General features: G+C 70.6%; 19 protein-coding genes. 7 read left to right on the forward strand and 12 right to left on the reverse strand.

The window, feature by feature from the left end; translation table 11 throughout:
- Positions 1–34 precede the first annotated feature (34 nt).
- Together ACIA5C_RS30740 and ACIA5C_RS30745 are read right to left on the reverse strand one after the other, a co-directional pair.
- The gene (locus tag ACIA5C_RS30740) at positions 35–1,489 is read right to left on the reverse strand and encodes an NAD(P)H-hydrate dehydratase (RefSeq protein WP_396060925.1); all 1,455 of its coding nucleotides are present in this window, start codon (positions 1,487–1,489) and stop codon (positions 35–37) included.
- A gap of 26 nt (positions 1,490–1,515) precedes the next feature.
- A complete protein-coding gene (locus tag ACIA5C_RS30745) occupies positions 1,516–1,884 on the reverse strand; it encodes a holo-ACP synthase (RefSeq protein WP_396060927.1) in 369 nt (122 codons plus the stop codon).
- A 143-nt stretch (positions 1,885–2,027) separates the two neighbouring features.
- On the opposite strand from ACIA5C_RS30745, the gene ACIA5C_RS30750 reads away from it, so the two are divergent.
- The gene (locus ACIA5C_RS30750; protein WP_396060929.1) at positions 2,028–2,315 is read left to right on the forward strand and encodes a hypothetical protein; all 288 of its coding nucleotides are present in this window, start codon (positions 2,028–2,030) and stop codon (positions 2,313–2,315) included.
- Positions 2,312–3,790, forward strand: coding sequence for an alpha/beta hydrolase (locus ACIA5C_RS30755; protein WP_396060931.1), 1,479 nt, complete (start codon positions 2,312–2,314; stop codon positions 3,788–3,790). Before ACIA5C_RS30750 ends, ACIA5C_RS30755 begins: the two co-directional genes overlap by 4 nt.
- A gap of 260 nt (positions 3,791–4,050) precedes the next feature.
- On the opposite strand, the gene glmS is transcribed toward ACIA5C_RS30755, so the two are convergent.
- Positions 4,051–5,934, reverse strand: coding sequence for a glutamine--fructose-6-phosphate transaminase (isomerizing) (gene glmS, locus ACIA5C_RS30760; RefSeq protein ID WP_396060934.1), 1,884 nt, complete (start codon positions 5,932–5,934; stop codon positions 4,051–4,053).
- A gap of 175 nt (positions 5,935–6,109) precedes the next feature.
- Here glmS and ACIA5C_RS30765 point away from each other — a divergent pair, with 175 nt between their 5' ends.
- Together ACIA5C_RS30765 and ACIA5C_RS30770 are read left to right on the forward strand one after the other, a co-directional pair.
- The gene (locus tag ACIA5C_RS30765) at positions 6,110–6,730 is read left to right on the forward strand and encodes an MmpS family transport accessory protein (RefSeq protein WP_396060936.1); all 621 of its coding nucleotides are present in this window, start codon (positions 6,110–6,112) and stop codon (positions 6,728–6,730) included.
- A gap of 5 nt (positions 6,731–6,735) precedes the next feature.
- Positions 6,736–7,911 carry a pyridoxal phosphate-dependent aminotransferase gene (locus ACIA5C_RS30770; RefSeq protein ID WP_396060938.1) on the forward strand — a complete coding sequence of 392 codons (1,176 nt, stop codon included), beginning with the start codon at positions 6,736–6,738 and terminating at the stop codon, positions 7,909–7,911.
- Here ACIA5C_RS30770 and glmM read toward each other — a convergent pair.
- From glmM to rplM, 3 genes are all read right to left on the reverse strand, one after another.
- The gene (glmM, locus tag ACIA5C_RS30775) at positions 7,908–9,260 is read right to left on the reverse strand and encodes a phosphoglucosamine mutase (protein WP_396060941.1); all 1,353 of its coding nucleotides are present in this window, start codon (positions 9,258–9,260) and stop codon (positions 7,908–7,910) included. The genes ACIA5C_RS30770 and glmM overlap by 4 nt on opposite strands.
- Positions 9,261–9,400: 140 nt before the next feature.
- The gene (gene rpsI / locus ACIA5C_RS30780) at positions 9,401–9,907 is read right to left on the reverse strand and encodes a 30S ribosomal protein S9 (protein WP_396060944.1); all 507 of its coding nucleotides are present in this window, start codon (positions 9,905–9,907) and stop codon (positions 9,401–9,403) included.
- 20 nt (positions 9,908–9,927) lie between these two features.
- Positions 9,928–10,371: a 50S ribosomal protein L13 gene (gene rplM / locus ACIA5C_RS30785; RefSeq protein ID WP_396060947.1), complete on the reverse strand. Its 444-nt coding sequence runs from the start codon at positions 10,369–10,371 to the stop codon at positions 9,928–9,930.
- A 577-nt stretch (positions 10,372–10,948) separates the two neighbouring features.
- On the opposite strand from rplM, the gene ACIA5C_RS30790 reads away from it, so the two are divergent.
- On the forward strand, positions 10,949–12,100 hold the full coding sequence (locus ACIA5C_RS30790) for a uroporphyrinogen-III synthase (RefSeq protein WP_396060950.1): 1,152 nt from the start codon (positions 10,949–10,951) through the stop codon (positions 12,098–12,100).
- On the opposite strand, the gene ACIA5C_RS30795 is transcribed toward ACIA5C_RS30790, so the two are convergent.
- The 5 genes from ACIA5C_RS30795 to ACIA5C_RS30815 form a co-directional block, all read right to left on the reverse strand.
- A complete protein-coding gene (locus tag ACIA5C_RS30795) occupies positions 12,072–12,665 on the reverse strand; it encodes a GNAT family N-acetyltransferase (protein WP_396060953.1) in 594 nt (197 codons plus the stop codon). The two genes, ACIA5C_RS30790 and ACIA5C_RS30795, sit on opposite strands and share 29 nt — an antisense overlap.
- Before the next feature lie 76 nt (positions 12,666–12,741).
- The gene (locus tag ACIA5C_RS30800; protein WP_396060956.1) at positions 12,742–13,356 is read right to left on the reverse strand and encodes a GTP-binding protein; all 615 of its coding nucleotides are present in this window, start codon (positions 13,354–13,356) and stop codon (positions 12,742–12,744) included.
- Positions 13,337–13,699, reverse strand: a complete 363-nt coding sequence (locus ACIA5C_RS30805) for a DUF742 domain-containing protein (protein ID WP_364103592.1) — start codon at positions 13,697–13,699, stop codon at positions 13,337–13,339. The genes ACIA5C_RS30800 and ACIA5C_RS30805 overlap by 20 nt, the downstream gene beginning before the upstream one ends.
- Positions 13,700–13,736: 37 nt before the next feature.
- Positions 13,737–14,144: a roadblock/LC7 domain-containing protein gene (locus ACIA5C_RS30810; protein WP_364103595.1), complete on the reverse strand. Its 408-nt coding sequence runs from the start codon at positions 14,142–14,144 to the stop codon at positions 13,737–13,739.
- Positions 14,141–17,194 (reverse strand): nitrate- and nitrite sensing domain-containing protein, encoded by a 3,054-nt coding sequence (locus ACIA5C_RS30815; RefSeq protein ID WP_396060959.1) that lies wholly within the window; start codon positions 17,192–17,194, stop codon positions 14,141–14,143. The genes ACIA5C_RS30810 and ACIA5C_RS30815 overlap by 4 nt, the downstream gene beginning before the upstream one ends.
- 417 nt (positions 17,195–17,611) lie before the next feature.
- Between ACIA5C_RS30815 and ACIA5C_RS30820 the strand changes: the two genes are divergently transcribed.
- The gene (locus tag ACIA5C_RS30820; RefSeq protein ID WP_396060961.1) at positions 17,612–18,775 is read left to right on the forward strand and encodes an ABC transporter substrate-binding protein; all 1,164 of its coding nucleotides are present in this window, start codon (positions 17,612–17,614) and stop codon (positions 18,773–18,775) included.
- Between the two features lie 129 nt (positions 18,776–18,904).
- On the forward strand, positions 18,905–20,104 hold the full coding sequence (locus ACIA5C_RS30825; RefSeq protein WP_396060964.1) for a hypothetical protein: 1,200 nt from the start codon (positions 18,905–18,907) through the stop codon (positions 20,102–20,104).
- Positions 20,105–20,235: 131 nt separating this feature from the next.
- Here ACIA5C_RS30825 and thiC read toward each other — a convergent pair whose 3' ends face one another.
- Positions 20,236–21,774 carry a phosphomethylpyrimidine synthase ThiC gene (gene thiC, locus ACIA5C_RS30830; protein ID WP_396060966.1) on the reverse strand — a complete coding sequence of 513 codons (1,539 nt, stop codon included), beginning with the start codon at positions 21,772–21,774 and terminating at the stop codon, positions 20,236–20,238.
- Positions 21,775–21,831: the final 57 nt, after the last annotated feature.

Raw genomic sequence — 21,831 nt, forward strand, 5'->3', positions numbered from 1 at the left:
GATTGCCAGCCTACTGATGGGGTCTGACAGTTGCTCAAGCAAGCAGGTCGGCAAGCACCGGCCGCAGCGCGTCCGCCACGTGCGGCGACGTCACCGGGCCGCCCTCGGCAGCGCGCCGACCGGCCAGCCCGTGCACGTAGGCCGCCGCGATCGCCGCTCGATCGGGGGCCAGGCCACCGGCCAGCAGCGAGCCGAGCAGCCCCGCCAGCACGTCGCCGCTGCCCGCGGTCGCCAGCACCGAACTGCCGGTCGAGTTGACCCACACCTCGCCGGCCGGGGTGGCCACGATCGTGCGGTCACCCTTGAGCAGGACCACCCCGTTGATCCAGGCGGCCAGCTTGCAGGCCGCGCCGACCCGGTCGGGGCCGGGCGCCTCGCCGGCCAGCCGCTGGAACTCGCCGTCGTGCGGCGTGATCACCAGGGGCGCGTCGCGCCGGCGCAGGTCCTCCGCGTGCCGCCCGTCGACCAGCATGGTGATCGCGTCGGCGTCGAGCACGACCGGCACCGAGGTCGCCAGCACGCTGCGCAGGGCGGTCCGCGATTCGTCGCCGGTGCCGAGCCCCGAGCCGCACACCCAGGCCTGCACGCGACCCGCGTCGGCGACCTTGCCCACCGCGACGACCGACGGGTGGGCGCGGACGACGTCCTGGTCGGCGCTCCCCGCGTACCGGATCATGCCGGTGGGCCCGGCCAGGGCCCCGCCGACCGAGAGGATCGCCGCGCCGGGGTAGGTCGCCGAGCCGGTCGCGATGCCGACCACGCCCCGGCTGTACTTGTCGGAGAACGGGCTCGTCTGCGGCCACCATTCGGCGATGTCGCCGGCGTCCGGCACCCGCAGCGCCGGGTCGCCCCGCAGCACCGGGCCCAAACCGATGTCGATCAGCTCGATCTGGCCGCAGCGGGCGGCCGCCGCCCCGACGACGTGGGCCGGCTTCAGGCAGCCGAAGGTGACCGTGACGTCGGCGGTGACCGCCTCGCCGGGCACGTCGCCGGTGTCCACCGCGATCCCGCTCGGCACGTCGACCGCGACCACCGGCGGCCGCTCACCGTCCCGGCCGCGCAGGCCGGCCAGCCCGGCCACCAGGGTGATCGCGGGCTCGCGCAGACCGCCGCTCGCTCCGATGCCGACGATGCCGTCGAGCACCAGATCAGCGCGTTCGGGCAGCTCGCCGACCGTGAAGCCGCCGGCCTGGCGCAGCGCCGAGAGCGCGGCCAGGTGCACCCGGTCCGGTTTGATCAGCAGGGCCCGCACCTGGGCGCCGCGACGGGCCAGCGCGGCACCGGCGTAGAGCGTGTCACCGCCGTTGTCACCGCTGCCGACCAGCAACAGCACGCGGGCGCCGTAGACCCCGCCGGAGTCGTCCAGCAGCAGCACGCAGCGCCGGGTCAAGCCGGCCGCCGCCCGCTGCATGAGCGCACCCTCGGGCAGCGTCGCCATGAGCTCCTGCTCGGCCGCCCGGACGTCCGAAACCCGCCACGCCTGCCGCATGTCTCCTCCAGTTCAGGCTTGCTGCCTCAGGACTCCGCCACCACCATCGCGGAGGCGATGCCCCCGTCGTGGGAGAGGGACAGATGCCAACGCTTGACGCCCCGCTCCGCGGCGACCGCGGCGACCGTACCGGAAACCGTCAACCACGGGCGGCCGTCGGGGTCGGAGACCACCTCGCAGTCGTGCCAGAGCATGCCGGCCGGCGCGCCGAGGGCCTTGGCCACCGCCTCCTTGGCCGCGAATCGGGCGGCCAGCGACTCCGCCGAGCGGGGGTTGCCGGAGACGGTCATCCGCTCGTCCTCGGTGAAGAGCCGGACGGCCAGCAGGGGTGTGCGCTCGAGGGCGCGGGCGAATCGGTCCACCAGAACGACATCGATGCCGACAGCCACGATCACGGAACAACCCTATCGGTCCGGCGCGGCGCAAGGCCTGTGCACAAATTTCCGTACGTGGCAGCGCCGTCCACAAGCGCAACCGGCCGACCGTCCCCGCCTTTTAACCTCGCCCTATCCCGTTCCCACCCGCATGGAGGCTGCCGATGAACCCTGACCTCGAGGTCGACACCGACGACCTGCGCCGCATCGTCGCCGCGCTGTCCGGCACCGCGTCCCGGGTGACCGGCGCGGCCGCACAGGCCCCGGCACCCGCACCGTCCCCGCGCTGGGCCACCGTCGACGCGGCCGCCCTGGCCGCCGCGGCCGCCCGCTCCCAACTCACCCGCCTCGGCGCCGACCTGGCCGAGACCGCCCGCCAGATCACCGAGGCCGCCGCGTCCTACGAGGCGGCCGACGCCCGTGCCGCCGCCCGCCTGCGCCAGGCCCGATGACAGCCGAAACCGTCTACCTGCGCCTTCGCACCACCGACCCGAGCCGCTGGCACGCCCTCGCCGCCGCCTGGCGGCGGTGGGCCACCCTGGCCGGCCACCTGGCCGCCGAGCTACCACCGCTTCTGGCACGCTTCGCCGGCGCCTGGTCCGGCACCGCCGCCCGGGCGGCCACCGACCGCCTGCACCGGCTCGGCCGCGGGCTGGCCGTGTTCCGTGTCCTCTGCTGGCAGGCCGACCAGGCGATCAGCGAGTTCGCGACATCCCTCGACCGGGCCCGCGCGCTGCTGTCCCGGGCCGCCGCGGCGGCGGCCCGGGGCGGCCTGACGATCGCCGACGACGGCACGCTGCGCGGCGGTCCATCGGCTGCGGTCACACCCGACCTGACGGCCGCCCTGACGGCCGCCGATCGTGCCGACGCCACCGCCGTTGCCGGGCTCAGCTTCGGCCCGGCCGAGCCGCCCGGGCCCGCTCGGCCGTCCTGCACCGCCACGCCGGCCGAGGTGCATCGGTGGTGGTCCGGCCTGACCCCGGGCGAGCAACGCTGGCTGCTGGCCACCGAGCCGGGCTGGCTGGCCCCGCTCGACGGCATCCCGGCCGCCGACCGCGACGCCGCCAACCGCCTCCTGTTCGACGACCGCCGGGTGAGGCCGGCCGCCGCGCACGGGGTGCAGCACGGCCTCGACACGCTGACCGACACGCTGGCGTCGGAGGACGGGCCGCGGGCCTACCTGCTCCGGCTCGACACGAGCGGAGAAGGCCGGGTGGTGGTCGCCCTCGGCGATCCCGACCGCGCCGGCAACGTGCTCACCCACGTCCCCGGCATGACCTCCGACCTGGCCTCCTTCAACGGCGAACTGACCCGGGCGGCCCGGGTGGCAGCCCGGGCGACCGAGGTGGACCCGGCCGCCTCGACCAGCGCTGTGCTATGGCTCGACTACGACGCGCCCGATTTCGTTGACGAGGCCGCAAGCGCCGGGCAAGCTACCCGGGCCGCCCCGGCGCTGAGCCGCTTCCAGGAGGGCCTCCGCGCCGGCCACCAGGCCGGCCCAGCCCACCAGACCGTGGTCGGCCACAGCTACGGCTCGCTGGTGGTCGGCCGGGCCGCAGCGTCCGGCGAAAACCTGGCCGACGAGGTGGTCTTCGTGGGGTCCCCCGGCGTGGGCGTCAACTCGGCCGCCCAGCTGCACGCCCCGCCCGGCCACGTCTGGTCGTCGACGTCGGGCAGCGACGTCATCCAATACGCCGCCGTCTCACCGCGCGGTCTGGCCGAGGAGCTGACCCGGGCGGGCTTCGGAGTCGTCGAGCCGGAGCGACATCTGTGGTTCGGCGAGAACCCCAGCGACCCGCAGTTCGGGGCCCGCGTCTTCGCCAGCCGGCCGGGCGGCGGCCACCTGGGCTACTGGGATCCGGGCAGTCGATCCCTGGACGCCCTCGCTGCCATCACGCTGGGGCGGCCCCCGGTGGACAACGGCTGAAGCTTGTCGTACCGGACCGGTTGAATGAGCTCTTTTGATCGTCCTCGGTCGGGGACGGCTCGGTCGCCCGGTCCGGTGTGACTCTTCGCCCCTGTCATACGCATGATCCGGGGGCGTTGTCGCCGGGCCGGCTGGCGTCGATGAACCGCTTTTCGGGTTGGTCGGATGTCGACGCCGGACCAGGCGATCGAGGGTGCTCTGCCGGTCGCGGTGGCCCGCTACCGTGGGCTGCAGGTCGCCGTTCGAACCGACCGGTCTGATCACTCCACGGTGACGGACTTGGCCAGGTTGCGCGGCTGGTCGACGTCCAACCCCCGGGCAGCCGCGATCTCGCACGCGAGAATCTGCAACGGCACGGTCGTCATCAGCGGCGCCAGCAGCGTCGGCGTGTGCGGCACCGAGATCAGGTGGTCGGCGTACGCCTTGACCGAGTCGTCGCCCTCCTCCGCGATCACGATCGTGCGGGCGCCGCGGGCGCGCACCTCCTGAATGTTCGACACCACCTTGTCGCGCATCACGCCCCGCCCGGCCGGCGACGGCACGACGCACACCACCGGTGTGCCCTCGTCGATCAGCGCGATCGGCCCGTGCTTCAGCTCGCCCGCCGCGAAGCCCTCGGCGTGCATGTACGCCAGTTCCTTCAGCTTCAGCGCGCCCTCGAGAGCCACCGGATAGCCCACGTGCCGTCCGATGAAGAGCACGGTTGAAGCCGTCTTGAGTTCGCGGGCCAGGGCGCGGACGTCCTCCATCGAGGCGAGCAGTTCGCGCAGGTTGTCCGGGGTGTCGCTCAGGCGGGAGACGACGGCGGCGACCTCGTCGGCGTACATCACGCCGCGGATCTGCGCGAGGTGCAGCCCGATCAGGTAGCAGGCGACCAGCTGGGTGAGGAACGCCTTGGTCGACGCGACCGCGATCTCGGGACCGCCGTGGGTGTAGAGCACGGCGTCCGACTCGCGCGGGATCGTCGAGCCGTTGGTGTTGCAGATCGCCAGCACCCGGGCCTTCTGCTCCTTGGCGTGCCGCAGCGCCATCAGGGTGTCCATGGTTTCGCCCGACTGGCTGATCACGATCACCAGCGTGGATCGGTCGAGGATCGGGTCGCGGTAGCGGAACTCGCTGGCCAGCTCGACCTCGCAGGAGACGCGGGTCCAGTGCTCGATGGCGTATTTGGCGACCATCCCGGCGTGGTAGGACGTGCCGCAGGCCACGATGAAGACCTTGTCGACGTCGCGCAGGTCCTGATCGGTCAGGCGCACCTCGTCGAGCACGATCTCGCCGCGGTCGGAGAGCCGGCCGAGCAGGGTGTCGGCGATCGCCTGGGGCTGCTCGGCGATCTCCTTGAGCATGAAGTAGTCGTACCCGCCCTTTTCGGCGGCCGACGCGTCCCAGTCGATGTGGAACTCCTGCCCGGCCGCGGGCTCACCGGCGAAGTCGGTGATCTCGATGCCGCCCGGGGTGATCAGCACGACCTGGTCCTGGCCGAGCTCGATCGCCTGGCGGGTGTGCTCGATGAACGCCGACACGTCGCTGGCCAGGAAGTTTTCCCCGTCGCCGCGGCCGACCACGAGCGGCGAGTTGCGCCGGGCGGCGACGACCGCGTCGGGCACGTCGACGTCGATCGCGAGCAGGGTGAAGGCGCCTTCGAGACGGCGTACGGTCCGCCGCATCGCTTCGGCGAGAAGAGCCGGACCGGAAAGATCTTGAGACGAACGCAGCAAGCGAACCTCGGCGGCCAGCAGGTGGGCGGCGCACTCGGTGTCGGTGTCGCTGGTGAACTCGACGCCGGTCGCCTCGAGCTCGGCCCGCAGGCGGGAGAAGTTCTCGATGATGCCGTTGTGGATGACGGCGACCCGGCCGTCGGCGGACAGGTGCGGGTGGGCGTTGCGGTCGGTCGGGCCGCCGTGGGTGGCCCAGCGGGTGTGCCCGATCGCCGTCCGGCCGGCCGCGATCTCGTCGCCGGACCGCTCGGCCAGGGCCTTCTCGAGGTTGGCGAGTTTGCCGGCCCGTTTCTCGGTCAGGAGGTCGCCGGCGTCGACGACTGCGACGCCGGCCGAGTCGTATCCGCGGTATTCGAGGCGGCGAAGGCCGTCGAGAACGATGCTGAGTGCCGGGCGTCCCCCGACGTAGCCCACGATTCCACACATGCGGGGCAGCGTAGCGGAGATTCAATCACCCGTCATGCGCGAGAGGCACACTTTCGAGCACGCGACCTGATCGAAACAACCGCTATGGCCGAAATGCCCCAATGGGGGCGAAGCTGCGGCTGGCAGCTTTGACGTACGGTCGGCAAATGCACCCGCGGCCTCCCCGGGAGAGAAGTTGAGCGAGAGCCCCCAACCTGACGGCACCCCGAACCAGCCGCCGACCACCCAGTTCCCGCCGGTCAACTACGCGCCCCCGGGCTACCCACCCGACTACGGCCAGGGCTACCAATACCCGGCACCCCAGCCGTACGCCCCGCCGCCGCGCAAGAGCAACGCACCCCTGATCGCCGTCGTGATCGCGGTGGCGCTCCTGCTCTGCGGCGGCGTCAGCACCGCGGGCGTCCTGATCGTGCACAACGTCAAGGCCAAGGCCCACGAGGCGATCAAGCCGCTGACCGACCCGACCTTCCCCGACGTGCCGGACGGCGGCCTACCGACCGACACCGGCAAGCAGATCCAGGTCACCTACGAGGTGACCGGCGACGGACCGGCCGAGATCATCTATCTGCCGAAGCTGGGTGCCGACCCGACCCGGGCCGACAATGTGAGGCTGCCGTGGCGGTTCACCGCCACGATGGAGACGCCTACGCTGATCTCGGTCATCGCGATGCGCACCGGCAGCGTCGACGGCTCGATCACCTGCCGGGCACTGGTCGACGGCAAAGAGGTCAAGAAGACCGCCTCCGGCCCCAACGGCTTCGCCACCGCCGCCTGCACCTACTTCGCCTTGGACTAGGACAAATGACCGACCCGCTGGTCGAACGCATGCGCGCGTTCGGCACCACGATCTTCACCGAGATGTCGGCGCTCGCCGTCCGCACCGGCTCGATCAACCTCGGGCAGGGCTTCCCCGACACCGACGGGCCGCCGGAGATGCTCGAGGCGGCCGCCGAAGCCCTGCGCGGCGGCGCCAACCAATACCCGCCGCTCCCCGGCATCCCCGCGCTCCGCGCCGCGATCGCCGCCCACGACCAGCGCTTCTGGGGCCTCACCCGCGATTCGGACTCCGAGGTGGTGGTGACCGCGGGCGCGACCGAGGCGATAGCGGCCGCGATCATGGGGCTTTGCGAAGCCGGGGACGAGGTCGTTGTCTTCGAGCCCTACTACGACTCGTACGCGGCCTCGGTGACGCTGGCCGGCGCCGTGCGACGGCCCGTCACCCTCCGCCCGGGCCCCGACGGCATCTACCGGTTCGACGAGGGCGAGTTGCGGCGGGCCTTCGGGCCGCGCACCCGGCTGGTGCTGCTCAACTCACCGCACAACCCCACGGGCAAAATCTTCACCCGCGACGAACTCACGCTTATCGCGTCTCTCTGTCAGGAGCACGACGCGTACGCCGTGACGGACGAGGTCTACGAGCACCTGGTCTTCACCGACGCCGCCGAAGCGCACGTGCCGCTGGCGACCCTCCCGGGCATGGCCGAGCGCACCCTGCGCATCTCGTCGGCCGGCAAGACGTTCTCGTGCACCGGCTGGAAGGTGGGCTGGGCGACCGGCCCGGCCGCGCTGGTCTCGACCGTGCAGCGGGTCAAGCAGTTCCTGACCTTCGTCAACGCGTCGCCGCTGCAACCCGCGGTGGCCGTCGCGCTCGGCCTGCCGGACAGCTACTTCACCGGTTTCCGCGACGGCCTGCAGGCACGCCGCGACCGGCTGACCGCCGGGCTGGCCGAGGCCGGCTTCGACGTGCTGCCGTCGTCCGGCACCTACTTCGTGACGGTCGACATCCGTCCGCTGTCGTCCGCCTCAGGCGACGAGTTCTGCCGCGCGCTGCCCGAACGCTGCGGTGTCGTGGCCGTGCCGACCCAGGTCTTCTACGACCATCCGGACGAGGGCCGCCACCTGATCCGCTTCGCCTTCTGCAAGCGCGAAGAGGTCATCGACGAGGCGGCCCAGCGTCTGCGCAAGCTGTCCGGTTAGGCGACCGGGCTCGCGGCGGTGACCTCGGCGGCGATCCGCTCGGCCACCGCGCGGGCCTGCTCCTCGGTCTCGGCCTCGACCATCACGCGTACGAGCGGCTCGGTGCCCGACGGACGCAGAAGCACCCGGCCGGTCTCGCCCAGCTCGTTCTCGGCCAGCGCGACCGCGGCCTGCACGGTCGGCGCCGCCGCCCCCGCCGCCCGGTCGCCGACCTTCACGTTGATCAGCACCTGGGGCAGCGTGTGCACGACCGCGGCCAGGTCGGCCAGCGACTTGCCGGAGGACGCCAGCTGGGCCATCAGGTGCAGACCGGTCAGTACGCCGTCGCCGGTGGTGGCGAACGCCGGCATCACGACGTGCCCGCTCTGCTCGCCGCCCAGCGCCAGGCCGCCCTCGTTCAGCGCCTCGAGCACGTACCGGTCGCCGACCTTGGTCTCCAGCAGCTTGATGCCGGACTGCTTCATGGCGATCCGCAGGCCGAGGTTGCTCATCACGGTCGCGACCAATGTGTTGTCGGTCAACGTGCCGGCGTCGCGCATGGCCAGCGCCAGGATCGCCATGATCTGGTCGCCGTCGACGATGTCACCGGACGCGGTGACGGCCAGGCAGCGGTCGGCGTCGCCGTCGTGGGCGATGCCCAGGTCGGCGCCCTCGCGAATGACCGCCTCCTGCACCTTGTCGAGATGCGTCGAACCGCATTCGTCGTTGATGTTCAGGCCGTCCGGTTCGGCGTGGATCGAGATGACCTCGGCCCCCGCCTCCTCGTACGCGGTGGGCCCGACCTCGCTGGCCGCCCCGTTGGCGCAGTCGACGACGACCTTGATGCCCTCGAGACGGTGCGGCAGGGAGCCGACCAGGTGCTTGATGTAGTGCTCGGCCCCGTCGAGCAGGTCGTGCACCCGTCCGATCCCGGCCCCGGTGGGCCGCCCGACCAGGCCGTGCCCGTCCTCGATGGCCTTCTCGATCCGCTGCTCCAGCTCGTCCGGCAGCTTCAGCCCGCCGGCCGCGAAGAGCTTGATCCCGTTGTCCGGCATCGGGTTGTGCGAGGCGGAGAGCATCACGCCGAGGTCGGCGCTGGTCTGGGCGACCAGGTACGCCACGGCCGGCGTGGGCAGCACCCCGACCCGGACGACGTTGGCACCGGCGCTGGTCAGCCCCGCGACCACGGCCGCCTCGAGCATCTCGCCGCTGGCCCGCGGGTCGCGCCCGACGATCGCGAGCGGCGGATGGCTGCCGTCGCTCTCGACCAGAACCCGGGCGGCCGCGACCGCCACGGACAGCGCCAGCTCCGGGGTCAGATCGCCGTTCGCGAGTCCGCGTATGCCGTCGGTGCCGAACAGTCGCCCCATGGAGGCTTCCTTTCACATAGCAAATGCAGCGGGGAGGGGGCAGATCTTTGCTTCGCGTAGAGCCGGGATGCCAAAACGGCCGGTACCGGTCCCCACAAAACAGGGGACGATACCGGCCGTCGGTCAGACGCGGCGCAAAATCAGCGCTTCGAGTACTGCGGGGCCTTACGGGCCTTCTTGAGACCGTACTTCTTGCTCTCCTTGACGCGGGCGTCACGGGTCAGGAAGCCGGCCTTCTTGAGGGCGGGGCGGTCATCGGGGTCGTTCGTGATGAGCGCGCGGGAGATGCCGAGGCGCAGCGCGCCGGCCTGGCCGGTGATGCCGCCGCCGTGCAGGTTGGCGAGGACGTCGAACTGCTCGGCCTTCTCGGCGGTCACGAGCGGCTCGCGGATGAGCTGCTGGTGCACCTTGCTCGGGAAGTAAGCCTCGAGGTCGCGGCCGTTGCAGGTGATCTTGCCGGTGCCGGGGACGAGACGCACCCGGACGATGGCCTCCTTGCGGCGGCCGACGGTCTGGATGGGACGGTCACCGGGACGCGGGGCGCGGACCGGAGCCGGCGCGGGTGCCTCGACCACGACGACCGTCTCAGCGGGCTCCTCGACCGTCTCGACGGTCTCGACGACCTCGGGCTCGATGATGTCGGTCATGCTGCTGCCTTCTTCTGCGGTCACTGCGCGACCTGGGTGATTTCGAACGGCTGGGGCTGCTGAGCGGCGTGCGGGTGCTCGGCACCCGGGTAGACCTTCAACTTCTTGATGACCTGCCGCGCCAGCTTGTTGTGCGGGAGCATGCCCTTGACGGCCAGCTCGATCGCCTTCTCCGGGTTCTTCGTCAGCAGGTCCTCGTAGCGGACCTGCTTGAGGCCGCCCGGGTAGCCGGAGTGCCGGTAGGCGATCTTGGTCTGCCGCTTGTTGCCGGTCAGCGCCACCTTGCCCGCGTTGATGATCACCACGTAGTCGCCGGTGTCGACGTGCGGCGCGAAGGTCGGCTTGTGCTTGCCGCGCAGAAGAGTGGCGGTGTGGGTAGCCAGGCGGCCCAGAACGACGTCAGAAGCGTCGATAATGTGCCACTGACGCTCGATCTCACCCGGCTTCGGGCTGTACGTACGCACAGAATTACCTTGTCTCGTTCGTCGGTCTGGGGTCGCGCGCTAGTCGCGTAGTGGCGCGACCAGCTTCTCAAGAGCCGCTGCCGCACAACAGCAGGCAACAATACCCGCCCGCGCCGCGCAGGGTCAAAACGGCATGTCAAACCGCGGCATGTCAAAACGGTGGCAGCTCGATAGAGCCTGCCTACACCCTACCCCGCGATCGGGACACGCCCGACAGCGGGAGCCGGAGACACCTCTTAGCAGGCTCGAAACATGCGGGACGCCGGGAGGAAACCCCTCGGCGGCACAGTTCGGCCATGGTCGTTCGTGCGATTGCCGATGTGATGCGCCCCGGGCGAGCTAGCCCGGGCGTGCACCGGCGACGCACTATTAAGAGGCCACCGTCAGGGTTGAGGACGGACCTGATGGTGACCGCCGGGTCGGCTTGCCGATCCGGCGAGGAGAAGTCGCGGCGTGCGCTGGCCGGAGGTATGGCGGAGAACGCAGGCGTGACATGGGAGCGGGTCGACGCTGAGGACGGCGTACTCCGAGCGTGCCCTTCGGTGGACCGGCCGGCCACGCCGCGACTTCTCGAACCATGACCGACCGCACGGGGGGCATCCGTCGGGCGGTGATCACCGCGGCCGGGCTGCGTGAGCCGACGGCCTCACTCTCCGGCTACACGGTGGGTGTGACCTCCGACCACCGCACCTCCGACCACCGCCGCGACGAGCTGGCCGACCTGCTGGAGAGCCGCGGGGCCCGGGTTGTGCTGGCTCCCGCGCTGCGCATCGTGCCGATCACCGACAACGCCGAGTTGCGGGCCGCCACCCGAGCCTGCCTCGACACCCCGCCCGACATCGTGCTGGTCAGCACCGGCATCGGTCTGCGCGGCTGGCTCGAGGCGGCCGACGCGTGGGGCCTGTCCGAGCCGCTGCGCGGCATACTTTCCGAGGCCTATCTGGTCGCCCGCGGCCCGAAGGCGCGCGCCGCGGTGCGTACGGCCGGGCTGCGCGAGCAGTGGTCGCCCGAGAGCGAGGACCCCGACGAGATGCTCGCCCATCTCGCCGGCCGGGGCGTCGCCGGCCGCACCGTGGCCCTCCAGCAGCACGGCGAACGACAGCCGGAATACGTCGAGGCCCTGGAAGCGGCCGGGGCCCGGGTGATCGAGGTGCCGGTCTACCGCTGGGCCGCCCCGGTCGACCCGGCGCCGCTGGACCGCCTCGTCGACCTGATCGGCGGGCGGCTGGTCGACGCGGTCACCTTCACCGCCGCCCCGGCGGTCACGGCGCTGCTCCGAGCCGCCGGGCCGGCCCTGCTCGACGCTTTCCGCACGCACGTGCTCGCGGCCTGCGTGGGCCCGGTCACCGCGGCTCCCCTGCGCAGCCTCGACGTGCCGGTCGTCACGCCGGGCCGGGCCCGACTGGGCGCCCTCGTCCGCGCGATCGTGGAGGAACTGCCGAAGCGCGCCCTCTCGCTGGAGGTGGCCGGACACTCGCTCACGCTGCGCGGCCACGCCGCGATCGTCGACGGCGACCTGCGCCCGCTCGCCCCGGCGCCGATGGCCGTGCTGCGGGCCCTGGCCGTCACCCCCGGCCAGGTATTCTCCCGGGCCGCGCTGCTGCACGCCCTGCCACGCGGCGCCGACGAGCACGCCGTCGAGATGGCCGTCGCCCGGCTCCGGGCCGGCCTCGGTTCGACAGGCATCGTCCAGACGGTCGTCAAACGCGGCTACCGCCTGCCGGCTTGAGCTCACGTTGAAGAACGTCGGGCCGGATCAACGAGTAGATCACCAGGTCGACCCGGCCGTCGTGGATGAACCCGGCGTTGCGGGCCACGCCCTCCCGGGTGAAGCCGGCCTTCTCGGCCACCCTGGCCGACGGCGCGTTGCCCGGAGCGATCCGCAGGACGACACGCTGAAGGCCGGCCTCGGTCAGTGCGTAGTGGGCCATCGCGGTGACCGCCTCGACCATGATCCCGCGGCCACGGAACGCCGGATGGGTCCAGTAGCCGATCTCGGTCTCGCCGTTTCGCCAGTCAGTGGCCTTGAAATCGATGGCACCGGCCAGCCGGCCCTCCGACTCGATCCCCCGGATCAGCCCACCGCCGCTCGACTGGGCCGCCGAGGCGATGTCGTGCACGAAGCCCCGCGCGTGGTCGGCCAGGTAGGGCCGCGGCAACGGCAGCCACTGCTGCGTCAACGGGTCGCGAGCGGCAACCACGATCGCATCCACATCGGAATCGCCGAGCGGGCGGATCGTCAACCGCTCGGTGGTCAGCACGAGATCGGCGGGGAACTCAGGACGATCGCTCATGGCGCGACATCCTGTCACCCGCCGACCCGCCACGACACCTGGATTTCTATCCCGATGTCGCGGCGGGGGCGAAAGGTCAGCTGACCGAGGTGAGGCCGCCCTGTTCGGCGACCAGCGTCGCCATCGCGTGCTCGACGACACCGACCAGGACCGCCTTGACCGAGTCACGGATCCGGGCGTCGCACATGATCAGCGGGACGTGGGCCGGGATGGCCAGCGCCTCGCGGACCTCTTCCGGTTCGTAGCGCGGGGCGCCGTCGAAACAGTTGAGAGCAACCAGGTACGGAAGGTGACGATTCTCGAAATAGTCGAGAGGCGCGAAGGCGTCGGCGATGCGACGGGTGTCGACCAGTACGGCCGCGCCCACCGCTCCCCGGATCAGTTCATCCCACATGAACCAGAAACGGGTCTGCCCCGGGGTGCCGAAGAGGTAGAGGATCAGGTCGTCGGCCATCGTGATGCGGCCGAAGTCCATCGCCACCGTGGTCGTCCCCTTGCCGGGCACCTTCGACGCGTCGTCGACGCCCTGGCCCGCCGAGGTCATCACGGCCTCGGTGGTCAGCGGCTCGATCTCGGAGACCGCGCCGACCAGGGTCGTCTTGCCCACGCCAAAGCCGCCGGCTATGACGATCTTCGCGGAGGTGATCTCCTTGGGTTGGGCACCCGCCCGCTCAGAGCTTGCGAAGTCCACTCAACACCCTTTCCAGCAGATCCATCCGCTCCGCGAATCCGGTTTTGGGAGCGGCACTGTGCAATGTCAGCAGTCCGTCGGCGACCATGTCGGCCACCAGCACCTTCATGACACCTAGTGGGTGTCTCGTGAAGGCCGATAACTCGGCTAGGGACTGGGGCTTCGACTCGCACAGCACGGCGATTCGGTACTTGTCATGCCCGGCGAACCGGGCCTCCTGCAAACCGGCCTGGCTGGCAACCAGAACGGCCTCGATCGGTATGTCCCGACGCGGTTCGGTGCGGCCGCGGGTGACGGCGTACGGGCGTACGAGGTTGCCCCTCGGGTCATTGGACTGTCCCATCCGTCACCCCCTTTCCGTACCGGTCGCGCCGGGTGAATCAGTGGCCGACGACTTCGCGCGGAGCCGGTGACAAAGCGGCACCGACCCGCTCGACGAGCAGGGCCATCTCGTAGCCGACCTGCCCGACGTCGCAGTTTCGCGCGGCGAGCACGGCCATCGACGAACCGTCGCTGATGGACATGAGGAAAAGATAACCGCTGTCCATTTCGATGATCGTCTGCTGCACGGCACCCGCGTGGAACATGCGGGACGCGCCGTCGGTCAGACTGACCACGCCGGACGTGATCGCGGCGAGCTGGTCGGCGCGATCGGTCGGCAGGTCACGTGATGAGGCCAACAGCAGGCCGTCCGCCGACACCGCCACGACGTGGGCGATACCGGCGACGCTGTTGGCGAAGTTGTTGAGCAGCCAGCCCATGTCCTGCATGGTGGGGGGCCTGGTCACTGGTCCTTCTCCTTAGCCTGGAAGGCGGTGGGGGATTCGGCGACGCCGTCCGTCCGCCCTCGTTGCACTCCCCGGTGGTACGCGGACAGGAGTCCTCGCACCTCGTCGGGTGTACGACGGTTCTGAGTGCGCTGTCCGCCGGTCTGCACGCCGCCCGGCACCAGCTGGGCCTGCGGTACGCGCTTGGGAAGGCCGGATTTGGTCGTGCCGGCATCGGCCGGTTCGGCCGCCGCCATCGCCCGCTTCCAGCCTTCGTCGGCCGCGGTCTTCCAACGGTCCTCGGCCGCGGGGCGCGGCTTGGGGACCGATCCATTCTGCCCGGTCGTCGTCAGAGCGTCCGGGGCCGGTGGTGCGGAGACCGGAGGTGCTGCCGTGGCGGCGGCAGCTGCCGGTGGTGTCGACGGCATGCGTTGGTCGGGCCCGCCGGTGGTGGTGGATCGGGATACCCGCTGCTCGGGGACGGTGACCGTGGGCGCGGTCAACGCCGGGGAGTTGGGTGGTGGGGCGTAGCCGGCGGTGGGCATGCCCCACTCCTCCGGGCTCTGGTCGTACTGCCGGAACCAGCTCTGCTGCATCTCGACGAAGATCGGAAGCTCGTTCCGCTCCTCGGCGGGCGCCAGGGTCGGCGGAGGCGGCACGGGCGGCATCGCGGCCAGAGCGGCACCCCACCCGTTGGGCTCGGGGCTCACCGGCATCGCCTGCGGTGCCGGTGAGAAGGCCTGCGGGTCGCGGGTGACCGACGGCATCGCCGCGGTGGGCGCCGCGAAACCGGCCAGGGAGGCGTCGACGTCGCCCGCCCGGGCGGCCCGGGACGGCAGCGGAGGACGGTTGGGCGTCGGCTCGATCTCGGACGGCCGCCGGGGCTCGGCCGGCCGCTGGACCTCCGCCGGCCGCTGGACCTCCGGCGGCCGCTGGACCTCGGACGGTGGGCGCTGGGACGGGAACATCGGCAGCTGCGGGTGCATCGGCTGGTCCGGGTCGGACATCGGGGCCGGCGAGAGGGCCGGCAGCGTGGCCGTCGCGGTGCGACCGGCGGGCAGTGTGTCCCAGCCGCCGGACGGACCGCCCAGCTCGGGGGTGGCACCGCTGCCGCCGCGCAGCGCGTCGCGCCGGCTGGGCAGCACCACGATGCTGCTCGGCAGCGTGACCTGGGCGACCGTGCCGCCCTCGAGGTTGGGCCGGAGCTCGACGCGGATGCCGTAGCGGGCGGCGAGCCGGCCGACGACGGCCAGGCCCATCAGCCGGAACGCGGCCACGTCGACGCTCGGCGGCTCGGACAGCCGCCGGTTGAGCTGGTCCATCTGCTCCTCGGACATGCCGAGCCCGCGGTCCTCGACCTGGATCACCACGTAGTCGCGGATGCGCCGGGCGTCGGCGACCACGATCGTGGTGGGCGGCGAGAAGCGGGTGGCGTTGTCGAGCAGCTCGGCGACCAGGCGGACGACGTCGTTGACGGCCAGCGCGACGATCGAGACGTCGGTGTCGACCGTGCCGAACTCGATGCGGTTGTAGAGCTCGACCTCGGACTGGGAGGCGCGCAGGGCGTCGACCAGCAAGGCGTCCTCGCGGCGCGGGGCGCTGGAGTCGGCGCCGGCCAGGACCAGCAGGTTTTCGTCGTTGCGGCGCATCCGGGTGGCGAGGTGGTCGAGCTCGAAGAGCCGGGCCAGACGCTTCGGGTCGTCCTCGGTGCGCTCGATCGTGTCCAGCTCGCCGATCATCCGGTCGACCAGTGACTGACTGCGGCGGGCCAGGTTGAGGAACATCGTCGAGACGCTCGTCCGCAGGGCGGCCTGCTCGGCCGCGATGCGCACGGCTTCCCGGTGTACGACGTTGAAGGCCTGTGCGACCTGGCCGATCTCGTCCCGGTTGTTGAGCCGGATCGGGTCCTTGACCTGCTCGACGATTTCTTCGGCGCTGTTTTCGCCCAGGTTGCGGGAGTCGCGCAGCCGCGCGACCACCTCGGGCAGGTCGCGGTGGGCCACCGAGAGCGCGCCCTCACGCAGGCGCCGCAGCGAGAGGTTGAGCGAGCGGGCCAGCACGACGGCGAGCGCGATGGCGACGGCCAGCACCAGCAGCACCAGCACGGCCTCGACCGCGGTCTGCCGGACGACCGAGTCGCGCTCCTCGCCCGCCTTCTTGAGGATTTCGGATTCGAGCTGCTGCTCGGCCCATCGCATCAGGTCGACGATCGCGCCGAGTGCTGCGGTGACGTCGGCCGGCGGAATCGCCTCACCGCGGCTGATCTCGGTGCTGACCTGGTCGGCCAGGTTGACCGCGTCGCCGGTGACGACGCTGTTGACCAGAGTCTGCTGCGCCGGGGAGGCGGCCAGCGAGAAGGCGGTCAGCGCCTCCTGCTGGCTGGTCTGGGTGGCGATGAACGCGGTGCGCTCCTCGGCACTGTTGTCGCCGGCGATGCGGGCCGCGTACGCGATTGCCTCCTGCTCGGCGGTGCCCGCCTTGGCCTTGGCGAACGCGGCGAGGGCACGCAGGCCGTCGGCCACCTGACCGTCGCCGGCGAACTGGCTGACCGCGTCGCCGTACGACACCAGGTCGGTGATCACGACGCTGTAGCGGGAGACCGCCTCGGCGACCGCGATGCCCTTGCGCTGGGAGACGACGTTGCGCGTGGCGTCCATGGTGTGGAGGTGGTCATCGATCCGGTTGAGCCGGTCGCGCACCGCCGGGGGTGGGCTGTCCAGCGCGTCCCGGTCGGCGAAGTAGGCCTGGATGTGATCGTCGGTGTTCTGGATCGCCGCGTTGTAGGGGCCGACCTTGCCGTTGGGGCCGGACAGGTAGGCGGCGGCGGCCATCCGCTCGACGTGCAGCAGCTGGGCCAGTTCCGAGACGTCGGTCCCGAGCTTGGTCAGCTTTTGTACCTGACCGGCTTCCGAGGCCTGCTGTCCGACATCGACCAGCCGGACGCCGGCGAGAGCCATAACTGCGATCAGAGGGACGACAAGAATGAGGGCCAGTTTGGCGCGGATCCGGGTGTCCCGCAGGCGAGGGAAGACACCACGGCGCGTCACCTGGGTCGAAGAACCGGTGCTCACGACATCTCCTCCGTGGTCATCCCCGTGTCTCTTCGCCCGCGAACTGCCTGCGGCCGAGGAATTTCATCAGAATGGCAGTCCCTTTGGGAAGCCTGGAAACGGCCGTAAACCTCTCGAGCGTTCATCCGGTAGGCCGTTTCTCGATTCGTAACCGGATATCTAAACTGCTTTGACGTGCACAAATGTCATGGGCGTGACAACCAGTAGTGGTTCAGTAACTCTGCACCATCCCGATACCAACCATTATGTGGGACAAGCGTCCCGCGACATCGATAGGGGTCCGCTTGACCGGGGACCTTCACGTTGGCAAGGTTTGGCGCGTTCAAAGCGGACACCCTGTCCGTGTCGGCAGGGTCCACACCGGACACCGTAGCCGTCGGCAGTTCCCGCCTTCCCGCCCCCCTGGAGGCACCCGCAGTGAGGTTTCATCGTCGCGTCACGGCGTCACTGTTGACGCCGGCCCTGTTGCTCGGCGGACTGACCGCATGCAGCTCGGACGACCCGGCCGGGTCCGGCGACACCCTGGTGGTCGGCGCCGATCTGGACAACTCGTCGGTGGTCGACATCGCGTACGCGCGGGCACTGCAACTCCGCATCGACCAAGTGAACGCTTCCGGACAGCTCGGAGACAAGAAGCTGTCGCTGCGAACCCAGGACAACCGCTCCGATCCGACCTCCTCGCTGCGCAACATCGGCACCTTCGGCGCCGACAAGAGCGTGGTCGCGGTGGTGAGCGGTAACTGCGACCAGTGCGCGGTCGGCGCCATCAAGACGATCACCGACGACAAGCTCCCGACGATCGCGCTGGCCCCGTCCGATCAGGTCGCGAACCCGATCAGCGAGCGGCGTTACCTGTTCAAGCTCGGCCCCAACTCGGCCGACAGCACCGCTGCGCTGGTTTCCGAGCTGACCCGCACAAAGACCGTCAAGAAGGTCGCGATCGTCTATTCCGACGACATGTACGGCAACGGCAGCGAGCAGGCACTGACCGCCGAGCTGAACAAGACCGCCATCAAGGTCACGACGCCCCGCTCGGTCAAGCCGACCGCCACCGACATCAGCCAGACGGTCGGCACCCTGGTCGACGCGAAGCCCGACGCCCTGGTCGTGCTGACCGGTCCCGATCAGGCACAACTGGCCGCGACCAGCGCAAAGGCGGCCGGCTTCGGCGGTCGCCTCTACTTCGACGCGGCCGCCGCGAGCGATCAGTTCATCGCGCCGGAGGCGGTCGCCGCGACCGACAACGCGGAGATGGTCTTCACGCAGACGCTGGCCATCGACGACGTCATCGCGACCACCCCGGCCAAGGCGGCCCGCAAGCAGTGGTTCCGCGACTACACCTCGCGCTACGGCAGCTATTCGGGTGTCGCCGCGTTCGCCGCCGACGCGGTCGACCTGATCGCTGCCGCCGTGGTCCGGGCGGGAAGCGACCGCGACCGGATCCGCGACATCCTCGAGACCTCGCAGATCGACGGGCTCTCCGGCCCGATCCGCTTCACGCCCGACAGCCACTCCGGTCTGATGCCCCAGGCACTGACCATGCTGGTGGCCCGGAGCGGCCGCTGGCGGCTTGCCTCATGATCAATTAATGACCCATTGAGTCACTCTAGGTAATGTCCCCTGCATGTTACATAACCGGTATTTTGGACTGACTTAAGAATTGCCCGCTGAAGTGGCGCCACCGGGGATCGATTCCGTAACGTGCGCGTCATGGCTTTTCGGACCTGGGCGAAACTGTTCGGGGCGACTCTCGGCGCCGCCGCTGCGGGCGGCGCGAGTCAGCTCGGCTTGGCGTACGGGTTGGGCATCCTCCGCCTGACCCGCGTCGTCGACGTCACAGCGCGTGACCAGTGGATGGCTCAGCTTGCCTGGGTCGCATGGATCGCGATGGCCTCGGCGGTGATCGGCGCGATGGTCGGTCGCCGGGCGTTGCCACCGCACGCCGGCGCGGGCACCCGCCTGGTCGCCGCGGTGTCGGCGGCCCTCGGCGCGGCGATCGTGGTGCCGCTGACCATGGAGCCGGCCCGCACCGCGCAGATCGCCGGCGTGCGGCCGGTGTTCATCATCGGCGTGTGCGCGGCGCTCGGTGCGGCGGTCGGCATCGTCGCGGCGTACGCCGCGGTCAGTCATGCCGTGGCGCGCTGGAACCTGACCGCCGTGGGCGCCGGGGTCTGGGCGATCGCCATCGTCTCGGTGGCGCCCTCGATGGCCCCGTCCGAGCCGCTGCCGGCGACGCGCCTCGGCGTGATCGACGCCTCGTTCCTGAGCGACTCGGTGACCCAGCGGACGGCCCTGTTCACCATGCCCGCACTGGCCCTGATCTGCGGCGTGGCGGTCGGGGTGGCGGCTCGCCGGCGGGCCATGCCGACGCTCACGGTCGCGCTGTCCGGCCTGGCCGGCCCCGCTCTGCTGACGCTGGCCTACCTGGTGGCCGGCCCGGGCTCGGGCGACCAGCGCTACCAGGTCGTTCCCTACTGGGCGGCGATGACCGCGGCCGGTGCGGGCGTGCTCGGCTCGGTGCTGGTGGCCGTGCTCAGCCGGGGCCCGGCGGTTCCAGCCGACGGATCCGGCCCGGTCAAGTCCCGGCCTACCCCGGACCGTCCGCCGCTGCCGCGCCGCGAGGCGCAGACGTCCTCGGCGATCGCACAGGCCGCGGCGGTTGCCGCTCAGCGCTCCGAGGAGCAACTCCGGCCGTCCGACACCGGAGTTTTCACGGTTCCGCCGGAGGAGGGTGGTGCGAGCTTCAACGGTTTCGCGCCGCGGCCGCAGCCGCAACCGGTGAACGCACCGCCGGTCGCGCCCGCACCGGTCAGCCCTCCATTGTCGACAAGCCCGGCCCCGCAGCCTCGCGGACGCAACGGACAAGGCGACGAATTCGTCGACTGGGTGAGCGGTCTCGGCCATCGTTAACGCGCGTTAACCATTGACGTACGCCAATGGAAACACTTCTGTGGTACGCCGCGAGTGGCCGAACGGGAAACAAAGCCGGACGGCGTGGAGTCCGATCGTGAACATGCCGATCGGACTCCGTCATCGCTCGCCTAGCGAGTCGGCGCCGGTGGCGCCGACTCCAACGGCACGTAGACCTGGCCGCCCGACTTGACGAATTCATTGGATTTGTCGCGCATACCCATGGCCCGCAGCTCGTGACTGATCTTCATCGAGCAGAACTTCGGCCCGCACATCGAGCAGAAATGGGCAGTCTTGGCGGGCGCCGCGGGCAACGTCTCGTCGTGATAGGACCGGGCCGTCTCCGGATCGAGCGCCAACTCGAACTGGTCCTCCCACCGAAACTCGAACCGCGCCTTCGACAACGCGTCGTCCCACGCCTGGGCACCCGGGTGCCCCTTCGCCAGGTCGGCCGCGTGCGCCGCGATCTTGTAGGCGATCATCCCGGCCTTCACGTCGTCGCGGTTCGGCAGGCCGAGATGCTCCTTCGGGGTGACGTAGCAGAGCATCGCGGTGCCGAACATCCCGATCATCGCGGCACCGATCGCCGAGGTGATGTGGTCGTAGGCCGGCGCGATGTCCGTGGTCAGCGGGCCGAGCGTATAGAACGGGGCGCCCGCACAAACCTCAACCTGGCGATCCACGTTCTCCTTGATCTTGTGCATCGGCACGTGGCCCGGCCCTTCGACCATGACCTGCACGTCGTACTCCCACGCCCGGTGGGTGAGCTCGCCCAGCGTCCGCAACTCCGCGAACTGTGCCTCGTCGTTGGCGTCGGCGATCGACCCCGGCCGCAGCCCGTCCCCGAGCGAGAACGTGATGTCGTAATCACGAAAAATCATACAAAGCTCGTCGAAGTTGGTATAGAGGAAATTCTCTTCATGGTGAGCCAAACACCACGCCGCCATGATCGAGCCCCCGCGCGAGACGATCCCGGTGACCCTTTCGGCGGCCAGCGGGACATAGGGCAGCAGCACCCCCGCGTGGATCGTCATGTAGTCCACGCCCTGCACGGCCTGCTCGAGCACGGTCTGTTTGAACACCTCGAAGCTGAGCCTCGTCGGGTCGCCGTTCACCTTCTCGAGAGCCTGGTAGAGCGGCACGGTCCCGATCGGAACCGGCGAGTTCCGGATGATCGCCTCCCGGGTCTCGTGGATCCGCGGCCCGGTCGACAGGTCCATTACGGTGTCGGCGCCCCACCGGGTCGCCCAGGTCATCTTCTCGACCTCCTCGGCCACCGACGACGTGACCGCCGAGGTGCCGATGTTGGCGTTGACCTTGACCAGGAACCGCGAGCCGATCACCATCGGCTCGCTTTCCGGGTGGTTGCGGTTAGCCGGCAGGACCGCCCTGCCGGCGGCGATCTCCTCCCGTACGACCGAGGCGTCGACACCCTCACGAATCGCCGCGAACTCCATCTCCGGCGTCACGATCCCGGCCCGCGCGGCGGCCAACTGGGTGCGGCCGCCCCGCCACGGCTCGCGCAGCGACGGAAGGCCGGCTTCCGGGCCGCTGCCCGGCCCGGACGTGTCGTACAGCCGGACCGGCTCGTTTCCGCCGTCCAATTCGACCTCGGTGAAGGGCACCCGGATGTCCGAGCGCGAGCCGTCGACGTACACCTTGCGTCTCATGATTCCTCCCCTATCGGTACTTAACGGGCGGCAAATGGCCGCACGAATCCCTGGGCC

The organism is Actinoplanes sp. NPDC051343, assembly GCF_044455125.1.
Classification (GTDB): domain Bacteria; phylum Actinomycetota; class Actinomycetes; order Mycobacteriales; family Micromonosporaceae; genus Actinoplanes.